This window comes from Aureicoccus marinus, from assembly GCF_002954325.1.
GTDB lineage: Bacteria > Bacteroidota > Bacteroidia > Flavobacteriales > Flavobacteriaceae > Aureicoccus > Aureicoccus marinus.
In genome coordinates, this window is record NZ_MQVX01000001.1 from 1382875 (window position 1) to 1399137 (window position 16263).

Here is a 16263-nt window from a genome sequence, read left to right on the forward strand (position 1 = left end):
TACATGCCTAAAACAGAATACCACATTTACGTTGTCGAATTATCGAAACGGGTCTATACAGAGAACTGGAAGTTTCGGGCGGCCAATCCTCAGTTCAATGGGGTACTTCAGTGCTTATATGTGGGTATGACCAGCAAAACCCCCAAGGAGCGTTTTGAACAACATAAAACGGGTTACCGAAACAAAAAGGGGCATAAACTTTCCTCTAATCTGGTTCAGAAATACGGCATGTATTTAAGGCCAAGCCTGTACAATCATATTGAGCCTCTTTCCTCTAGGGCCGAGGCTTTAAAGATGGAAGAAAAGGTCGCTTTGAACCTGCGAAGACAACGCTATGCCGTCTGGTTCAACTGATTAAATTCAGACTCCATTGAAATTTTAAGACTGAGAGACCGACTAGATACTCACACAACTTAAATAAGTATCCTAGCCATGAAAAAATACGGTCTACTGATTCTGAGAATCGCAGTTGCCTTCTTACTGATCCAAACCCTTTATTTTAAACTAAGTGCTCATCCCGAAAGCGTTTACATCTTTACCAAAGTAGGTTTAGAGCCCTACGGACGTATTGGTATCGCCATTGTGGAGCTGATTGCGGGTATTCTGCTCTTGGTCAAAAGAACGACCTGGGCAGGAGCGGGAATCTCCGTAGGAGTCATTAGCGGTGCGGTCTTTATGCACTTAACCAAGCTGGGAATCGAGGTGCAAGGAGATGGGGGAACACTCTTTTACACCGCGGTTTTTATTTTGATCGCTTCTCTGATCATCCTTTTTGCCAACCGAAAGAGCATTCCAATTATTGGAGATAAACTGAATTAGTCAAGCAGCCCTCTTAAATACTTGTTGGCTTAGTAAAAATTGCGACCTTGAAAGCAAGTTTTACTTTATGAAAAAATTTCCGAACGCAATGGTCATTATACTCGTCGCTATCGCAGTGGCTTGGGTGATGACCTTTTTAATTTCTCAAGGCACCTACGAGAGAGAAGTCGATTCGATTACCGGCATAACCTCCGTGGTAGCCGATTCCTACGAGCTCAACGAAGCCCCTCACCTTTCCGCCTTTGATGTTCTTCTGGCGGTCCCGAAAGGTATTGCAGGAAGAGCCGATCTGATTGTTTTAATTTTCATTTTGGGCGGATGCTTTTACCTCATTGAGCAAACCGGGACACTCAATCAAGGATTAAATCAGGTAATTGTTCTCTTAAAGGGTAAGGAATCACTGGCCTTGGTCGTCATTTCATTATTCTTTATTTCGGGAGGGATGACCATCAACCTCTATGAAGAAATTATTGCTATGACCCCTGTCTTACTGATTTTCGGTCGCAATATTGGCTACAACAATGCGGCCATTGTGATGAGCAGTATGGGCTCTGCTGTGGTTGGGGCCGCCTTTAGTCCCTTTAATCCTTTTGCCGTTATTATCGCTCAAAAAGAGGCCAGTCTGGAATTACTTTCTGGGTATGAATTTAGACTCATCGTCATGATAATTGCAGCTCTCGCCTGGATCCTTTTTGTGCTCTATTACGCCAATAAAAACAGAACTGAGCGCACCCAGCAAGAGCTTCAGGTTGAGCAACTAACAGGACGAAATAAGCTGATCTTAGGATTACTCGTTCTTACACTTGGCGGCGTAGCCTATGGACTCATTGCAATGGATTGGGGTTTCAATGAAATGTCGGCATGTTTCTTTCTTCTCGCTCTGGTCAGCGGACTCATAGCCCGCTTTGGATTCAATAAAACAACCGAAGTCTACGTCGATGGGATAAAAGAGATGGTCTATGCCGCCATGATTATCGGACTAGCTAATAGCATTACCATCGTCTTAAAAGAAGGAGGAATCATCGATTCCATTATTTACGGACTCTTTGAACCCTTAAAATTGGTGCCACCATCTGTTTCGGCTGTGCTCATGATGTTTTCTCACTCCCTTTTGCATATTCCGGTAGCGAGCAATTCTGGTCAAGCCATCCTGACCATGCCCATTTTATCTCCTCTTTCGGATTTAATTGGCCTTTCTCGCCAAACCACCGTTCTTGCCTATCAATATGGTGGGGCAATGATGGATATGGTAGCTCCAACGGCTGGTCCAATGATGGCCATTATCGCCTTGGCCAAAATCAAGTATGTCGATTGGTTAAAAATTGTTGCCAAGCCCTTTATCTTGATGTTCATTATTGCCATAGCCGCCATTTTGATTTCCATACAAATCGGATACAACTAAAATGCGCAAAATTCTAACTTGGATCATGCTTATCCTGGTGCTCATCGGCGCTCTTTTCGGATATTATCAGTACTCCCGTATACTGGCACCGAATGTACCGGCGGAGCTACAAAATGAATATGTTCACATTCCATCAGGTGCAAGCTTTCAAGAGGTGGTCGATCTACTTGCTGAAAATGGGCAAATTAAGGATCAGGCCTCCTTTATCGCGGTAGCCGAAATGATGAATTACAAGAAGAAAGAAATGCGCTCAGGGCGCTATAAAATTGAGCCCTCTTGGAGTAATCGAAGCCTTATCAGCCACCTGCGTGGAGGTGCCCAAGCGCCTATGAATCTGGTCCTCACCCATGGCTGGCATATAGAAGATGTCGCCGTTAAGGCCTCCCAATTCATCGAGGCAGATTCCACAGAATTGGCTGATCTCTTTTATAAAGATGAGAAAATTGCAACGTCTGGATTTACTACTGAAACCCTGATGAGCGCCTTTATTCCGAACACCTACCAGGTATATTGGGATACGGATGCCGAGGCATTTTTGGAGCGGATGATTAAAGAACATAAACGCTTTTGGGACAGCAATAACCGCCGAGAAAAGGCCAAACAATTGGGGATGACCCCCAGCGAAGTCTACACTTTAGCTTCCATAGTCGAACGGGAGATTTCAAAAGATTCCGAAAAGAAGCGAGTAGCCGGCTTGTACCTGAACCGCATTAAAATTGGGATGAAACTGGATGCCGACCCCACCGCGAAGTTTGCCACCAGAGACTTTAAAGCTACCCGAATCCTCTACAAGCACATCCGCTTTGAATCGCCTTATAACACTTACCTGCATCACGGCCTTCCACCGGGCCCCATTAGTATGGCCTCCATTAAGAGTATTGATGCTGTCTTGGAATCGGAGGAGCACAACTACTTCTATATGTGTGTTGACCCTGAAAAACCGGGCTATCACCTCTTCGCCGAGTCCATAGAAGAACACAACCGAAATGCGCGGCGCTACCACCGATACCTGGATGCTTTAGAACAAAAATAAAATGATCCATTTCTGAGTTTTCTTAAGTAGAGAACACCTTATGAACTCAAAATTCGAACGCTATCCGGGTCTGACCCTTGCCTTAAAATTCATTGGGCACATACTCCTCTTTGTCTTTCTGACCCTCCTTACCCAAATCGGCGGAGTTGTTTACTTGCTCTCCCTTTTACTAGCAAAAAGGTTGGGGTTAAAAGCAAGACGTAAAAAAGTACTCGCCTTTAGTGCCCTCTATCTTTTAGCCAACTTGCTCATCGTCCCCCTTATAGCCCCCCTATTCGGACGAGAAAAAATGAAAGAATTCAAGGTCGTTAGAGCTCATTCCGTCTTCTATAAACTGGCCAATAGAAACTACGTTAGGCCAGAACTGAATAAAGCAATCACGGCCATCGCAGAAGATTTTGAAAAGAGGAATGAGGGAATCCAGCTGGTCTATTTAGACGCCAATTTCCCCTTTATCGACGGTTTTCCTTTGCTGCCTCATTTAAGCCATAACGATGGTAAAAAAGTCGATGTGAGTTTGGTCTACGAGAAGGAAGGAAAGATTTCTAATAAAAAGCCTTCCTTTAGTGGCTATGGCGTTTTTGAAGGGCCCACTGACCGAGAATACGATCAGATTGCTGTTTGTAAAAAAGCGGGTAAATGGCAGTACGACTTTCCCAAGTACCTCACCTTCGGCCGTATCAACCGAAAGATTGAGTTTTCGGCAAAGGGAACCCGTGATCTGGCTCGGCGAATTACCCGGCAAAAGGAAGTAGGCAAGCTCTTTATTGAACCCCATCTGAAGACCCGTCTTGGCCTAAAGAGTCAAAAAGTGCGTTACCATGGGTGTCAAGCGGTACGACATGATGATCACATTCATTTTCAATTGAGGTAGGTGGTCGGTTTTCACTAAGTTTTGAATAATAAAGTCAATTGGAGGGCAACCTCCATTACGATAATCGCTATGATTGTGATTCTGTTGGTCGACAGCAAGGCCAAAGCCCGGATTGAAACCTATCAAGACCAGCTAAAAGCAGTCGAGACTTAAAGAGCAACTCTCTCTTTCTGACATTGATTTATAATGGATACTTTTAGGCTTTCAAGTGAAGGATTGACCTAAAAACGGTGGCCTTATGAAGTCGCTTATTGAGAAAGAATTCGGTATCCCTGTCGACCAGGTCAAGTCTCTGGCGGGTTACGACAACAAGAACTACCGCATAACTTCCGGGCCAAACAAGTTTGTCTTCAAAACCTACTCCCTGACGGAGGACCTTTTTTACACCGTAAATGCCGAGAACGATACCCTTCGCCAACTGGCTAAAACAAGGAGTACGGAAGTGCCTGCCGTACAGCCTTTCCTCGACCAGTCTACCCTCAAAGTCATTGAGATCGAGGAGCAGCCAAGGATTTGCCGAATGCTCTCTTTTATGGAAGGAAAGTTTCTTGGCGAGGTGGAACACAATCCACCACTGCTTGCCTCTTTCGGGACCTTTTTGGCACAACTGGATAAAAGTTTGCAGGATTTCAGGCACCCGAGCATACAAGCCCGGCAGTGGGAATGGGACCTGCAGTACTTTGATCTGAACAAGAAGTACATCGTTGATGTTCCCGAGGCTTCCCATCGAAAACTCCTGCTCTACTTCTTTAATCAATTCGAAGAGAACGTACGTCCCTACTTCGGGGAACTACGCAAACAAATCATTCACAACGATGCCAACGAGTGGAATGTCTTGATCGAAAACAACCAAGTCTCTGGCATCATTGACTTTGGCGACTTAGCGCATTCTTTTGTTATCAATGAGGTGGCCATTGCCCTGACCTACCTTTGTTACAATAAGGAAGAACCCTTAAAATGGGTGAGTCCTTTTCTAAAAACCTACCACGAGGTTTTTCCACTGGAAGAAAAAGAAATCGAGGTCCTTTATTACCTCATCGCCGCGCGACTGTGCACCAGTGTATGCAATTCGGCCCATGCCAAGAAAACGGACCCAGAGAATACCTATGCATCCTCCAGTGAAGCCAATGCCTGGAAGATGCTGAAAAAGTGGCTTACAATTAATCCTATTCTGGCCGAAAACACCTTTAGGAAGGCCATTGGGCTATCTCCAAATTCAGCCTCTACCCAAAAAGCACTTGAAGATCGAAAAGCCTATTTTGGAAAGAACCTGTCTTTGAGCTACAAGGCTCCGATACACATGAGCCGATCTGTATTTCAGTACATGTATGACGCCGAAGGCAATACCTTTTTAGATGCCTACAACAACATACCACATGTAGGGCATTCACATCCTAAAGTGGTAAGGGCGGGGCAAAAACAAATGGCCCGACTCAATACCAATACCCGCTATGTTTATGATGAACTGGCAGAATATGCCGAAAGACTCTTGAAGTACTTTCCAGCCAAGCTCAATAAAGTCTTCTTTGTGAATTCAGGAAGCGCCGCGAGTGATCTGGCGATGAGACTGGCGCGGGCCCACACCAAGGCCCGTCATTTCCTGGTCATGGAAGACGGTTACCACGGCAATACCCAGACTTCGATCGATATTAGTGATTACAAATTCAACAACCCCAAAGGCGAGGGTCAAAAAGAGCATATCTATAAAACCGCTCTTCCAAACACCTATAAAGGCAAATTTGCAGGAGAAACGGAGGCCGGAAAACGCTACGGAGAAGAGGCGGTCGCTCAGATTCAAAATAGCCCACACCCGATCGGAGCCTTTATCTGTGAGCCTGTGGTAGGATGTGCCGGGCAAATCCCTTTAGCGAAAGGCTACCTCAAGGAAGTCTATCCGGCCATACGAGCCCAAGGCGGGGTCTGTATAAGCGACGAAGTTCAAACCGGTTTTGGACGTTTGGGAGACCACTTTTGGGGCTATGAAGCCCAGGAGGTCGTTCCGGACATGGTTGTTTTGGGTAAGCCCATTGCCAATGGTCATCCCATGGGAGCGGTGGTCTGCACAACCGAAATTGCCGAGTCCTTCGAAAAAGGGGTAGAGTTCTTCAGCTCCTTCGGAGGGAATCCGGTTTCCTGTGCCATTGCTAAGGCCGTGCTCGAAGTCATTGAAGAAGAAGGCTTACAAGAAAATGCACGCGAGGTCGGCAATTACTACCAGCAGCTTCTAAAAGCTTTGGCCAAGGATCATGCTTGTATAGGAGATGTTCGGGGAATGGGGCTCTTTATTGGAGTAGAAATCGTCAAAGCCGGGACCCAAGAGCCCGATACGGAGCTCGCCCAGCATTTAAAGAACGAAATGAGACAGAGGCACATCCTTCTGAGTACAGATGGGCCTTTTGATAATGTCATTAAGACCAAACCCCCCTTGTGTTTTAGTAAAGCCAATGCAGAAGAGGTCGTTAAAAACCTCGAAACCATTTTAAACAGGATCTAAATCTACTGCTATGAAACCAGAAGAACTGGTCTTTTTACTAACTTTCTTCCCCTAAAAGAACCCGAATGAAAAAGCTCTTTACCTTTTTTCTACTCACTGGTCTATTGACGCTCAACGCGCAAACGACTAGTGAACCCAATGTCGATCTAAAAGCCCTCGACAAGTACTACGCCAAGATGGTCAAGGACTGGGATGTACCCGGTGTTTCCATTGGAATCGTGAAGGACGGTAAGCTCGTATTTACCGGAAATTTCGGGGTTTTGGAAACAGGTAAAAAAGGGAAGCCAGATCAGAACACCCTCTACGCCATCGCCTCCAATTCCAAGGCCTTTACTTCGGCCTTGATCGGCATCCTGGTACAAGAAGGAAAATTGGACTGGAACGATAAAGTGAAGGACTACCTCCCCTATTTTGCGGTCTACGATGAGTGGGTGAGCAACCACATGACGATTCGGGATTTACTCAGCCACCGCAGTGGTTTGGGTACCTTTAGCGGAGATAATATCTGGTACAAATCCAATGCATCGGCAGAACAGATCATCAAAGGAATCAAACACGTTCCGCAGGCCTACGAGTTTCGTTCGGGTTACGGCTACTCCAACCTCATGTACATCACCGCCGGAGAAGTGATCAAAACAGTCACCGGTAAATCCTGGGCTCAAAATGTAAGGGAGCGTTTACTTCAACCCCTTGGGATGGATCGCACCATCGCCTCCCTGGAGGAACTGGAAGGCATGGGCAATTTTTCTACTCCTCATGCGCGTAAAGAGGGCAAGAACTACAGTATTCCTTGGGTGAGTTGGGATAATGTGGCCGCTACAGGGGGACTGATTTCTAGCGTGGAAGACATCTCTAAATGGATGATTTTTAACCTCAACAACGGTATCATCGGAAAGGACACCATTCTTTCGCGGAATACGCGGAATATGGTGTGGACACCGCACAACAACCATGTCGTAAACCAAGCCGACAAGGAATTTAATCGCCACTTTTCGGCCTATGGACTGGGCTGGGGCCTTAGCGACTATCACGGGCGGATGCGTGTAGCGCATACCGGAGGTTACGACGGTTTTATTACCATGGTTTCTTTGGTACCTGACGAAAACCTGGGGGTCGTGGTTTTGACCAACGGCGCAAAAAGCCCCATCCGAGCAGCGACTAATTATGCCATCGATGCCTTCTTGGGCATTGAGACCAAGGACTGGTCTTCCGAACTTCTGGAAGGCTATAACAATTGGAAAAAGAGAGACACACGCGTTCAGTATAGAAAAGACAACCGCGTCCTGAACACCTCTCCATCCCTGCAGCCCGCAGCTTTTATTGGGGAGTATACCTCTGATATGTACGGCACCATCAGTATCGTCGAGGACGGAAAAGACCTTAAACTCACCTTTGAGCATTCTCCCTTATTGAACGCCACCTTGACCCACTGGCATTACGATGTATGGGAAATTCACTGGGATCACCCCCAGGCCTGGTTTGACTTTGGTACCATTCAAATCAAAACCGACAATAACCAAAAAGTGGTAGGCTTTGATTTTGACGTACCCAATGACGATTTCTTCTTTGAAGAATTAAAACCTCATAAATAAAACCTTTCTATGAAAAAGTTTCTATCGCTACTGGTTCTCTTGATCAGTGCCAACTCCTTCGGTCAAACCATTCTCGGTCAGTGGGAAACCACGGACGACAAAACAGGTGAAAAAAAGGCCTTGATCGAAATCTACCAAAAAGGAGATCAGTACTTCGCGAAGATTTTGGACTCCTATATCAGTGAAGAAGGAAAGCTCTGTGACCGTTGCAAGGGATCCAAAAAGAACCAACCCATTCAAGGCCTGGTGATTATTGAAGGGTTAGAGAAAGACGGCGATGAATTCAATGGAGGCACCATCTTGGATCCGGAGAACGGCAAGACCTACAAGTGCTACCTGGAACTCGTGGACAAATCAAAACTCAAAGTAAGAGGCTATCTGGGAGTTTCACTCCTGGGAAGAACCCAATACTGGACCCGAAAGTAAAGAGCCGTCATGCAGAACAGCAGTCCCTCTATTAAAACCATCTCCTTGGCTTTCTTCTCTCTAATTGCTCTGATTATTTTAGCGGATTATGCCTTGCCCGGTTCGTCCAAAACTTCGGAAGTTCAAGAAGTACAAAAGCACAGACAGAATTACTACAACGCGGCCCAGGGCTACCACTACTCCTATCGGGTAATTACCCCTGAACAATCTATTTCGGTAGCCGAGAATTTTGCCAAGCTCATCCATGATGAACCACAGATTGAATATTCCGTATCTCCTATTTTTGGTCAAGTAAACTGGTACAGTCTGCCTTCAGATAGTCAGCATTACACCTACTCCCTCAGGATTGTCTCGGGTTTGGCTTTTCCCCTTGCTTTTTTAGCACTGGTATTCTTCTCGTACCGTCTGGGTAAAAAATGGAGTTTTCCGCTGCTTGTAGCGCGCATTCTCATGATCGCGAACCTGTGGCTGGTGATCGGAAGTTAAAGCCCGACTCCTGTTTATTTCCTTTCCGCCCTAAACCCACTAACTTTGCCGTATGAGCATCATTTCGGATGACATTGAACAGGCAGCTGCCCTTCTTTCTGAAGGCAAGCTCGTGGCCATTCCCACAGAGACCGTTTACGGACTTGCTGCCAATATCTTTGATCAGGAAGCGGTGAAGAGCATTTTCGCAGTGAAGCAAAGGCCGCTCTTTAACCCTTTGATTGTACACTTGCACTCTTTGGCTCAGGTTGATGAGATCGCAGCTGAGTTTCCTGAAAAAGCCCGTCAATTAGCCGATCACTTTTGGCCCGGACCCCTGACCCTCATCCTGAAGAAAAAAGCAGTTGTTCCAGATTTAATCACTGCCGGAAAAGACACCGTTGCTCTTCGTATTCCCAATCATCCCATCACCCAAGAACTACTGCAGGCCCTTGACTTTCCGATAGCGGCGCCCAGCGCGAATCCTTTTAATCGAATCAGCCCTACACGGGCGGAACATGTGGAAGCCTATTTTGGCGATCAAATCCCGATGGTCTTGGAAGGTGGCGAATGTCAACGAGGGATTGAGTCTACTATTGTTGGATTTGAAGAGGGAGAGGTGATTGTATACCGTCTGGGTTCATTGGCTTTGGAAGATATTGAAAAGGTGGTCGGAAAAGTGAGTTTAAGGAACAAAAAAGAAAAGGCTCCCAACGCTCCCGGAATGCTTTCTAAACACTATTCACCAAAGACCGAAATGGTCCTGGTTGATGATTTAGCAGTTGCCCTTCGAAACTACCCGGGCTCCTCTATTGGCGTTCTCCAATTCAGAGCAGATTCCGATCTCGAGGGCTCAATTTATCAAGAGGTTCTTTCGGCAAAGGGAAGTCTGAAAGAAGCAGCCGCCAATTTGTACCAAAGCCTGCACAAACTCGATAGCCTGGAACTGGACATCATCCTTGCTGAACGCTTCCCGGAAGAAGGACTGGGTAAAACCATCAACGATCGTTTGGAACGAGCGGCTAAGTGATGCCTCAATTCTTTAATCGAAAACCCACTTCCCTGCTTTTAAAAGTGCAGTTTAACCCCTAGCTTTACCTAAGAATTAGAAAGCAGTGACGGGCCAATACGCTAACCTTCCACAAGCCCGCGCTTAACCCCCTATATTCTAAGGATTGAAGAAAGCGAAGAAAAAGAAAATTGTCATTCTCGGTGGCAGCGGTTTTATTGGTGGAAGTCTCTATAAAGAACTTTCCCCCTACTACGATACCCGTGCCTCTTATTGCCACACCACACAACGAGAAAGCAATCAGCATTTCTTCCAGTACGATATGCGAGATGACGATATCGTCGCTCACCTCGAGCTCTACAAACCCGACATCATCATTTCTACTTTAAGAGGAGAATTTGCAGCACAGGTTCAGGCGCATATTCACCTGATCGAATACGTACAGGCCAACCCGGTCCGCTTAATTTTTATGAGCTCAGCCAACGTCTTTGATGCCTACAGCAAATTTCCCTCGTACGAATTCGATAAAACCTTATCGATGAGTGTTTATGGGCGATTGAAGATTAAAATAGAAAACGCCTTGCTTCGCTTGCCTCCCGAAAAGAGCGCCATCCTCCGATTGCCCATGGTCTTCGGGAAAGGATCACCCCGGATAAAAGAAATCAAAAAGGCGCTCCATGAAAAGGAACCCATAGAGGTCTTCCCGAACCTCATTGTCAATGTGACCCATGATGACCGATTAAGCCAACAGGTACATTACATCATTAACCGCGACCTGAGCGGGATTTTTCATTTGGGCAGCAAGGACCTGGTACTCCACGAAGAGTTCATCAAGGACCTCATTCAAAAACTCGGGAATTATCACCCTCGCCTCAAAAGGGTATTCACCACAAACGATGACCGCTACTTAGCGGCCCTGCCCAAGTTCAATCCACTGCCCGATTATTTACAAGCCGAAGTACAGGACGTGGTGGAGCACCACCAGTTGCTCTAAGTGTTTTGCCTTCGTAATTTTATCAAAACGCATTACTATGACCGCATTAAACGAATCCCAGATCCTCGAAAAACTGCAGGACCTACCCCATTGGACATTTGAAGATGGACGTCTACATCGCAAACTCGAATTCAAGGATTTTAAAAGCTGTTTTGCCTTTATGACCCTTATCGCGTTTGAAGCCGAGGCCCAAAAGCACCACCCGGATTGGTACAACGTATACAACCGTTTGCTCATCCAACTGAGCACTCATGATGCAGGGGGCATCACCGAGAATGATTTTACCCTGGCACACACCATCGAAAAGCTTTACGGTTAGTCGGGTTTCTTTAAATTTGTTACTGTTCGAATTGAATTGAATTATGGGAAGAGCATTTGAATTCCGCAAAGCCAGAAAAATGAAACGTTGGGCAGCCATGTCCAAAGCCTTTACCCGTATCGGGAAGGATATTGTCATGGCCGTAAAAGAGGGTGGTCCTGATCCAGATGCCAACTCCCGACTGCGTGCTGTAATTCAAAATGCCAAGGCGGTAAACATGCCCAAAGACAATATCGAAAGGGCCATCAAACGCGCTTCCGATAAGAATCAGGGCGACTACAAAGAACTGCTTTATGAAGGATACGCGCCTCACGGTATTGCCATTCTGGTCGAAACGGCAACCGACAACAACACCCGGACCGTGGCGAACATCCGCAGTTACTTCAACAAGTGCAACGGAAGTCTCGGCACCTCCGGTTCAGTGGAATTCATGTTCGACCACACCTGCAATTTCCGTATCAATGGCGAGGGTATCGACCCCGAAGAGCTGGAACTCGAAATGATTGATTACGGGGCTGAGGAGGTTTTTGTGGATGAAGATGGAATTCTGATTTACGCACCCTTCGAGCAATTTGGAGCTATTCAAAAAGAACTGGAAAGCCGCGAAATTGAGATTCTTTCATCCGGTTTTGAACGCATTCCTCAGGTGACTAAACAACTCAATGAAGAACAGGTGGCCGATGTAGAAAAGCTTCTCGAAAAAATTGAGGAAGATGATGACGTACAAAACGTCTACCACACCATGCAGGAATAGTGTTAGGATTTCCTTTCACTTTCGTCCAAGCAAGAGATAAGCTATACTACACCCATTCCATGAGATTTCTCCTTTTGCTTTTTTTCTTGCCCTTTGCGCTCCAGGCGCAAAACATGACTCCTGAACGATTGGAGGAGCTCATTCGTCAAGAAGCCGACTCCGTTCAGACTCAAAACAACATGATTCAATTTAAGGTGAACCAGTCCGTGCTTTTGTGCATCTACGACGCCAATGCGAACCGTATGCGCATCATCTCACCGATTGTGGAGCGGAGTGCTTTGGAAGAAAAAGATCTTTTGAATGCTTTGGTAGCCAACTTTCATTCGGCCCTGGATGTTCGTTATGCCTTATCCGACGAAATCATTTGGTCGGTCTATACCCACCCCCTGCAACAGCTCTCTGATGCCCAAGTGGTTGATGCCATCCAGCAGGTTTACGCTGCGGCCCTCACTTTTGGCAATACCTTTTCCAGTACGGGTATGATTTTTCCGAGAAGCGTAAACAGCCGGAGAATAAAAAAAGAAAGAGATTCGGTGCGGAAGTTCTAGTGCTTCAGATAAGACAGTATATCCCGAAGAGAATCCAATTTTAAATAGTCTTTGCGTAGTTGTTCTTCGTCCTTGACTTCCTCATGCGCCCAGGTGGTATGGAAAGGTACGTGCGCCGCCTGAGCCCCCAATTCAATAAGAGGCAGTACATCCGATTTTAGGGAGTTCCCAATCATCAAAAACTCTTCTACCGGGATTTGCAAGTGTTCTAAGAGGTGGGCGTAGTTCGAGGATTGCTTATCGCTCAGCACCTCGACGTGGTGGAAGTAATCGATTAAGCCCGACTTTTCGAGCTTCCGCTCCTGATCCAAAAGATCTCCTTTGGTTAGAACTATCAGGCGGTAATGGGGTTGCAGGGCTTGAAGTACCTCCTCCACGCCTTCCAACAGTTCGACCGGATGCGAAATCATGGTCTTCCCCATTTCCAGTATTTTCCACAGGGTTTCTGGCGGCACCTCTCCGTTCGAAAGGTCCAAAGCAGACTCTATCATAGACAGCATAAAACCTTTGATCCCATAACCGTAAATGCCCAGGTTTTGCATTTCGACCTTAAACAATTCCTGATCGATCTTATTCTTGGTCTCGTAGCCTTCTAAAAGCGCCGCAAAGCCCTCTTCGGTTTCTCTGAAATAGGACTCGTTTACCCACAGGGTATCGTCGGCATCAAAGCCAACCACTTTAATGTGGGAGTAATCAGGTGAATTCATGTGTTGTTTTGGTTCCATTTAGCATTGGCCTCCTCCAGGTCTTCCGGCGTATCGATACCGATACTGGGGCGGCTGGTTTCGAGCATTCGAAGTCGACGTCCGTACTCCAAAAAACGAATGGCTTCGATTTTTTCGCTCGCCTCTAAGGGTGCAATTGGGAGTTCTTTAAAATCCAACAATGCCTGGCGACGGAAGGCATAGACCCCGATATGCTGGTAATAAGGTGCCTTGGCCTCTTGATCTCTTGGATAGGGAATCGGAGAGCGAGAAAAATAGAGGGCGAAGCCCGCCTGGTCTGTCACGACCTTGACCACATTGGGATTGACGATTCTTTCCTCCTCCTCAATGCGCACCATCAAGGAAGCCAAATCAATTTCTTTTTGTTCATCCGCTTCAAAAAGGCGAATAAGTTGGGCCAAGGATTCCCGATCGATGAAGGGTTCGTCTCCTTGTACATTAATAGCTACATCTGTGTCGATATAGTCGATGGCTTCTGCAAGACGATCACTTCCGGTATCGTGCTCTTGCTGACTGCGCAGTACTTTTCCACCCAAACCGGTAATACACCTTTGTATACGGTCATCATCGGTGACCACATAGACCTCATCAAATAGTTGGCTGTTGACCACCGCTTCATAAGTGCGGGCCAGGACCGGTTTACCGCCCAGGTCTTTGAGTAGTTTTCCGGGAAAACGGCTGGCCTGATACCGAGCGGGTATCAGAGCAACCACATGTAGTTTCTTCGGCATTTAAGCAGTTTTGCGTCGAGGACGGAGCTTGCGGTAAATAAAAAAGACAAAAAACAGGATAAATACCACCAGAATCCCAGCGATGACGGGCATAAAAAGAGAGGCCAAGGAAACGGTTGCTGCGGCTCCAGTCTCGACCGCGCCCACCACGGGATTCGCGAGTCCCCCGGTTGTCGCTGTTGAAGTAAGACGACCGGCGGCGTTGGCGCCTTTTATCGCGGTGGCGGTTCCTCCCCCTGCTATAATAGCCAGGGACCAGGTAATAACGGGATCCAGATCCGAAACCGTTGCAACCATTACGGCTGTTCCGGCAATTGCGGCCAAGGGTATGGCAATACTGTCTAAAGCGTTATCGACCCAAGGAATCAGGTAGGCAAATACCTCCGCTACGGTAGCGATCCCCAGGGTGGTAATTGCAGCCGTACTGCCAATCCAATCCCAGCTTTCATTGAGTTCCAATATTCCGTAGTTAGAAGCCAGACTCAAAGCAAAAAGAGGTAAAAAGACTCGGAAACCTGCCGAGGCGGCCAGGCCAATTCCTAAAAAAAGACTTGCGATTAATTCTTGTGACATAATGTATTCTCTTCTTCTAATATAGTTATTCTGCAAAAAACGAGCCAGGAAAACCAATGAGGTACAGCTTCTCTCTGGCCCGGGTAACGGCTGTATAAAGCCAGCGCAAATAATCCCGGTTTACGCCATCAGGCAGATAAGGCTGTTCCACAAATACCCTGGACCACTGTCCCCCCTGGGACTTATGACAAGTCAAGGCATAGGCAAACTTCACTTGCAAGGCATTGAAGTACTTGTTGTTTTTGACGGCCAAAAAGCGCTTATAGTTCGACTTTTCATCCGCGTAATCTTCACGAACAGACTGGTAAAGGCGGTTGCTTTCTTCGTAAGAAAGTGAAGGCCCTTCCCCATTAAGGGTGTCCAAAAGCAAAACGGTTTCGAAGGGTTTCTGATCCGGATAATCCACCAATTTGACTTTGGCTTCTGCAAAACGGAAACCGTAGAGTTCCTTAATACCAAAGAGTTCCAACAATTCGACGATGTCTCCATTGGCAACAAAGCCTGCCTCAGATTTTGGATCGAGCCAGAAATAATTGTTGCGTACCACCATGAGGTAGTCCCCGATGGCCACTTCCTGATCCAGGAACAGGATTTTTTGGCGAATGGTCTGGTTGTAGCGTATCGCCCGCTTGTTAGAGCGAACAATGAGGGCGGTTTCTTCACGACCCACTTCCGAATAGGATTCGTCAATGGCTTCCTGAATCTCGTAGCCATCCACCAAGCGTACAATATCAGGGTAACCCACAAGTTCAAACTGAAACTGTTCAAAAAACTCTTCCTGAAGCTGTTCCCGAATACGCGTCGCATTTACCAGTATGCCGGACTCCGCAGCCTGACGAACCACGTCGGTTAACTCGGCCGGTTGCACTTCCTTCGAAAAAGAAAGGCTGAGGGTATGCTCATCCAGAGCCGGGCTCAAGTCAGATCGAACAGGAGGCAATTGAGCCGTATCCCCAATAAGGATAAGTTTACAACGCACTCCTGAGTCTACGTACTTAATCAAATCCTGCAATAGAGAACCGTTTTCGAACATTTTTTGATCGGAAGGTTGATCGGGAATCATGGAGGCCTCATCGACCAAAAAGAGCGTGTCTCGGTGGGTATTCCGCGCCAAAACAAATTTGACACCCCCGCCGGGTTCAGACTTGGGATTGTAAATCTTGCGGTGAATGGTACTGGCCTCTTTACCGGAGTACAGGCGGATGACTTTGGCTGCCCTTCCGGTGGGCGCTAGCTGTACCGCTTTCATTTTCAGGTGCCAGAGTTGACTATTCAAGACACTGAGCAAGGTTGTTTTACCGGTTCCCGCGTATCCTTTGAGCAAAAACACCTGGCCTTTTTTACCATCGACACAAAAGCTGGCGAGCATACGCAATACTTCTTCCTGCTCCGATGTAAGATCGAAGGGAAATTTGCGTTTAAGGAAAGTGAAGAATTCAGTGGCTGTCAATCGCCTGCTTTAGCCCTCTAAGATAGGGCTGAAATTGGCATTTAAAGTTTATCGA

Annotated in this window: 19 protein-coding genes; 15 read left to right on the forward strand and 4 right to left on the reverse strand. The window is 46.7% G+C overall.

Annotated elements, in window-relative coordinates; all coding sequences use genetic code 11:
• The first annotated feature begins 3 nt into the window (after window positions 1–3).
• From BST99_RS06355 to BST99_RS06420, 15 genes are all read left to right on the forward strand, one after another.
• A complete protein-coding gene (locus BST99_RS06355; protein ID WP_105001055.1) occupies window positions 4–354 on the forward strand; it encodes a ribose-5-phosphate isomerase in 351 nt (116 codons plus the stop codon).
• 78 nt (window positions 355–432) lie between these two features.
• Window positions 433–819: a DoxX family protein gene (locus BST99_RS06360; protein WP_105001056.1), complete on the forward strand. Its 387-nt coding sequence runs from the start codon at window positions 433–435 to the stop codon at window positions 817–819.
• Window positions 820–886: 67 nt separating this feature from the next.
• A complete protein-coding gene (locus tag BST99_RS06365; RefSeq protein ID WP_105001057.1) occupies window positions 887–2221 on the forward strand; it encodes a YfcC family protein in 1335 nt (444 codons plus the stop codon).
• A 1-nt stretch (window position 2222) separates the two neighbouring features.
• Window positions 2223–3254: an endolytic transglycosylase MltG gene (mltG, locus tag BST99_RS06370; protein ID WP_105001058.1), complete on the forward strand. Its 1032-nt coding sequence runs from the start codon at window positions 2223–2225 to the stop codon at window positions 3252–3254.
• A 40-nt stretch (window positions 3255–3294) separates the two neighbouring features.
• Window positions 3295–4128 (forward strand): hypothetical protein, encoded by an 834-nt coding sequence (locus tag BST99_RS06375; protein WP_245916204.1) that lies wholly within the window; start codon window positions 3295–3297, stop codon window positions 4126–4128.
• A gap of 21 nt (window positions 4129–4149) precedes the next feature.
• Window positions 4150–4281, forward strand: a complete 132-nt coding sequence (locus BST99_RS14795; RefSeq protein WP_262494651.1) for a hypothetical protein — start codon at window positions 4150–4152, stop codon at window positions 4279–4281.
• Window positions 4282–4366: 85 nt separating this feature from the next.
• Window positions 4367–6622 carry an aminotransferase class III-fold pyridoxal phosphate-dependent enzyme gene (locus BST99_RS06380; RefSeq protein ID WP_105001059.1) on the forward strand — a complete coding sequence of 752 codons (2256 nt, stop codon included), beginning with the start codon at window positions 4367–4369 and terminating at the stop codon, window positions 6620–6622.
• A gap of 65 nt (window positions 6623–6687) precedes the next feature.
• Window positions 6688–8214, forward strand: a complete 1527-nt coding sequence (locus BST99_RS06385; protein ID WP_105001060.1) for a serine hydrolase — start codon at window positions 6688–6690, stop codon at window positions 8212–8214.
• Between the two features lie 9 nt (window positions 8215–8223).
• Window positions 8224–8640: a DUF2147 domain-containing protein gene (locus BST99_RS06390; protein WP_105001061.1), complete on the forward strand. Its 417-nt coding sequence runs from the start codon at window positions 8224–8226 to the stop codon at window positions 8638–8640.
• A gap of 9 nt (window positions 8641–8649) precedes the next feature.
• On the forward strand, window positions 8650–9126 hold the full coding sequence (locus BST99_RS06395; protein WP_105001062.1) for a hypothetical protein: 477 nt from the start codon (window positions 8650–8652) through the stop codon (window positions 9124–9126).
• Window positions 9127–9178: 52 nt separating this feature from the next.
• Complete coding sequence (locus tag BST99_RS06400; protein WP_105001063.1) at window positions 9179–10135, forward strand: L-threonylcarbamoyladenylate synthase; 957 nt, start codon at window positions 9179–9181, stop codon at window positions 10133–10135.
• Window positions 10136–10280: 145 nt separating this feature from the next.
• The gene (locus tag BST99_RS06405; protein ID WP_105001064.1) at window positions 10281–11108 is read left to right on the forward strand and encodes an NAD-dependent epimerase/dehydratase family protein; all 828 of its coding nucleotides are present in this window, start codon (window positions 10281–10283) and stop codon (window positions 11106–11108) included.
• Between the two features lie 37 nt (window positions 11109–11145).
• Window positions 11146–11427 (forward strand): 4a-hydroxytetrahydrobiopterin dehydratase, encoded by a 282-nt coding sequence (locus BST99_RS06410; protein ID WP_105001065.1) that lies wholly within the window; start codon window positions 11146–11148, stop codon window positions 11425–11427.
• Window positions 11428–11470: 43 nt separating this feature from the next.
• Entirely contained in the window at window positions 11471–12181 is a 711-nt protein-coding gene (locus BST99_RS06415; protein WP_105001066.1) for a YebC/PmpR family DNA-binding transcriptional regulator, read from the forward strand.
• Window positions 12182–12240: 59 nt separating this feature from the next.
• A complete protein-coding gene (locus BST99_RS06420) occupies window positions 12241–12729 on the forward strand; it encodes a hypothetical protein (RefSeq protein ID WP_146106230.1) in 489 nt (162 codons plus the stop codon).
• On the opposite strand, the gene BST99_RS06425 is transcribed toward BST99_RS06420, so the two are convergent.
• From BST99_RS06425 to BST99_RS06440, 4 genes are read right to left on the reverse strand one after another with little or no spacing between them, the layout of a single operon-like run.
• Window positions 12726–13436 carry an HAD family hydrolase gene (locus BST99_RS06425; protein WP_105002452.1) on the reverse strand — a complete coding sequence of 237 codons (711 nt, stop codon included), beginning with the start codon at window positions 13434–13436 and terminating at the stop codon, window positions 12726–12728. The two genes, BST99_RS06420 and BST99_RS06425, sit on opposite strands and share 4 nt — an antisense overlap.
• Window positions 13433–14185: a 3-deoxy-manno-octulosonate cytidylyltransferase gene (gene kdsB, locus BST99_RS06430; RefSeq protein WP_105001068.1), complete on the reverse strand. Its 753-nt coding sequence runs from the start codon at window positions 14183–14185 to the stop codon at window positions 13433–13435. The genes BST99_RS06425 and kdsB overlap by 4 nt, the downstream gene beginning before the upstream one ends.
• Window positions 14186–14758, reverse strand: coding sequence for a DUF4126 domain-containing protein (locus BST99_RS06435; RefSeq protein WP_105001069.1), 573 nt, complete (start codon window positions 14756–14758; stop codon window positions 14186–14188).
• A gap of 25 nt (window positions 14759–14783) precedes the next feature.
• Window positions 14784–16208: an ATP-dependent DNA helicase gene (locus BST99_RS06440; RefSeq protein ID WP_105001070.1), complete on the reverse strand. Its 1425-nt coding sequence runs from the start codon at window positions 16206–16208 to the stop codon at window positions 14784–14786.
• Window positions 16209–16263 lie beyond the last annotated feature (55 nt).

What these genes read in the sequence shown, in the direction of transcription:
- BST99_RS06355 (WP_105001055.1), top strand. Translation starts at nt 4, where the DNA reads ATGCCTAAAACAGAATACCACATTTACGTTGTCGAATTATCGAAACGG.
- BST99_RS06360 (WP_105001056.1), top strand. Translation starts at nt 433, where the DNA reads ATGAAAAAATACGGTCTACTGATTCTGAGAATCGCAGTTGCCTTCTTA.
- BST99_RS06365 (WP_105001057.1), top strand. Translation starts at nt 887, where the DNA reads ATGAAAAAATTTCCGAACGCAATGGTCATTATACTCGTCGCTATCGCA.
- mltG (WP_105001058.1), top strand. Translation starts at nt 2,223, where the DNA reads ATGCGCAAAATTCTAACTTGGATCATGCTTATCCTGGTGCTCATCGGC.
- BST99_RS06375 (WP_245916204.1), top strand. Translation starts at nt 3,295, where the DNA reads ATGAACTCAAAATTCGAACGCTATCCGGGTCTGACCCTTGCCTTAAAA.
- BST99_RS06380 (WP_105001059.1), top strand. Translation starts at nt 4,367, where the DNA reads ATGAAGTCGCTTATTGAGAAAGAATTCGGTATCCCTGTCGACCAGGTC.
- BST99_RS06385 (WP_105001060.1), top strand. Translation starts at nt 6,688, where the DNA reads ATGAAAAAGCTCTTTACCTTTTTTCTACTCACTGGTCTATTGACGCTC.
- BST99_RS06390 (WP_105001061.1), top strand. Translation starts at nt 8,224, where the DNA reads ATGAAAAAGTTTCTATCGCTACTGGTTCTCTTGATCAGTGCCAACTCC.
- BST99_RS06395 (WP_105001062.1), top strand. Translation starts at nt 8,650, where the DNA reads ATGCAGAACAGCAGTCCCTCTATTAAAACCATCTCCTTGGCTTTCTTC.
- BST99_RS06400 (WP_105001063.1), top strand. Translation starts at nt 9,179, where the DNA reads ATGAGCATCATTTCGGATGACATTGAACAGGCAGCTGCCCTTCTTTCT.
- BST99_RS06410 (WP_105001065.1), top strand. Translation starts at nt 11,146, where the DNA reads ATGACCGCATTAAACGAATCCCAGATCCTCGAAAAACTGCAGGACCTA.
- BST99_RS06415 (WP_105001066.1), top strand. Translation starts at nt 11,471, where the DNA reads ATGGGAAGAGCATTTGAATTCCGCAAAGCCAGAAAAATGAAACGTTGG.
- BST99_RS06420 (WP_146106230.1), top strand. Translation starts at nt 12,241, where the DNA reads ATGAGATTTCTCCTTTTGCTTTTTTTCTTGCCCTTTGCGCTCCAGGCG.
- BST99_RS06425 (WP_105002452.1), bottom strand. Translation starts at nt 13,436, where the DNA reads ATGAATTCACCTGATTACTCCCACATTAAAGTGGTTGGCTTTGATGCC.
- kdsB (WP_105001068.1), bottom strand. Translation starts at nt 14,185, where the DNA reads ATGCCGAAGAAACTACATGTGGTTGCTCTGATACCCGCTCGGTATCAG.
- BST99_RS06435 (WP_105001069.1), bottom strand. Translation starts at nt 14,758, where the DNA reads ATGTCACAAGAATTAATCGCAAGTCTTTTTTTAGGAATTGGCCTGGCC.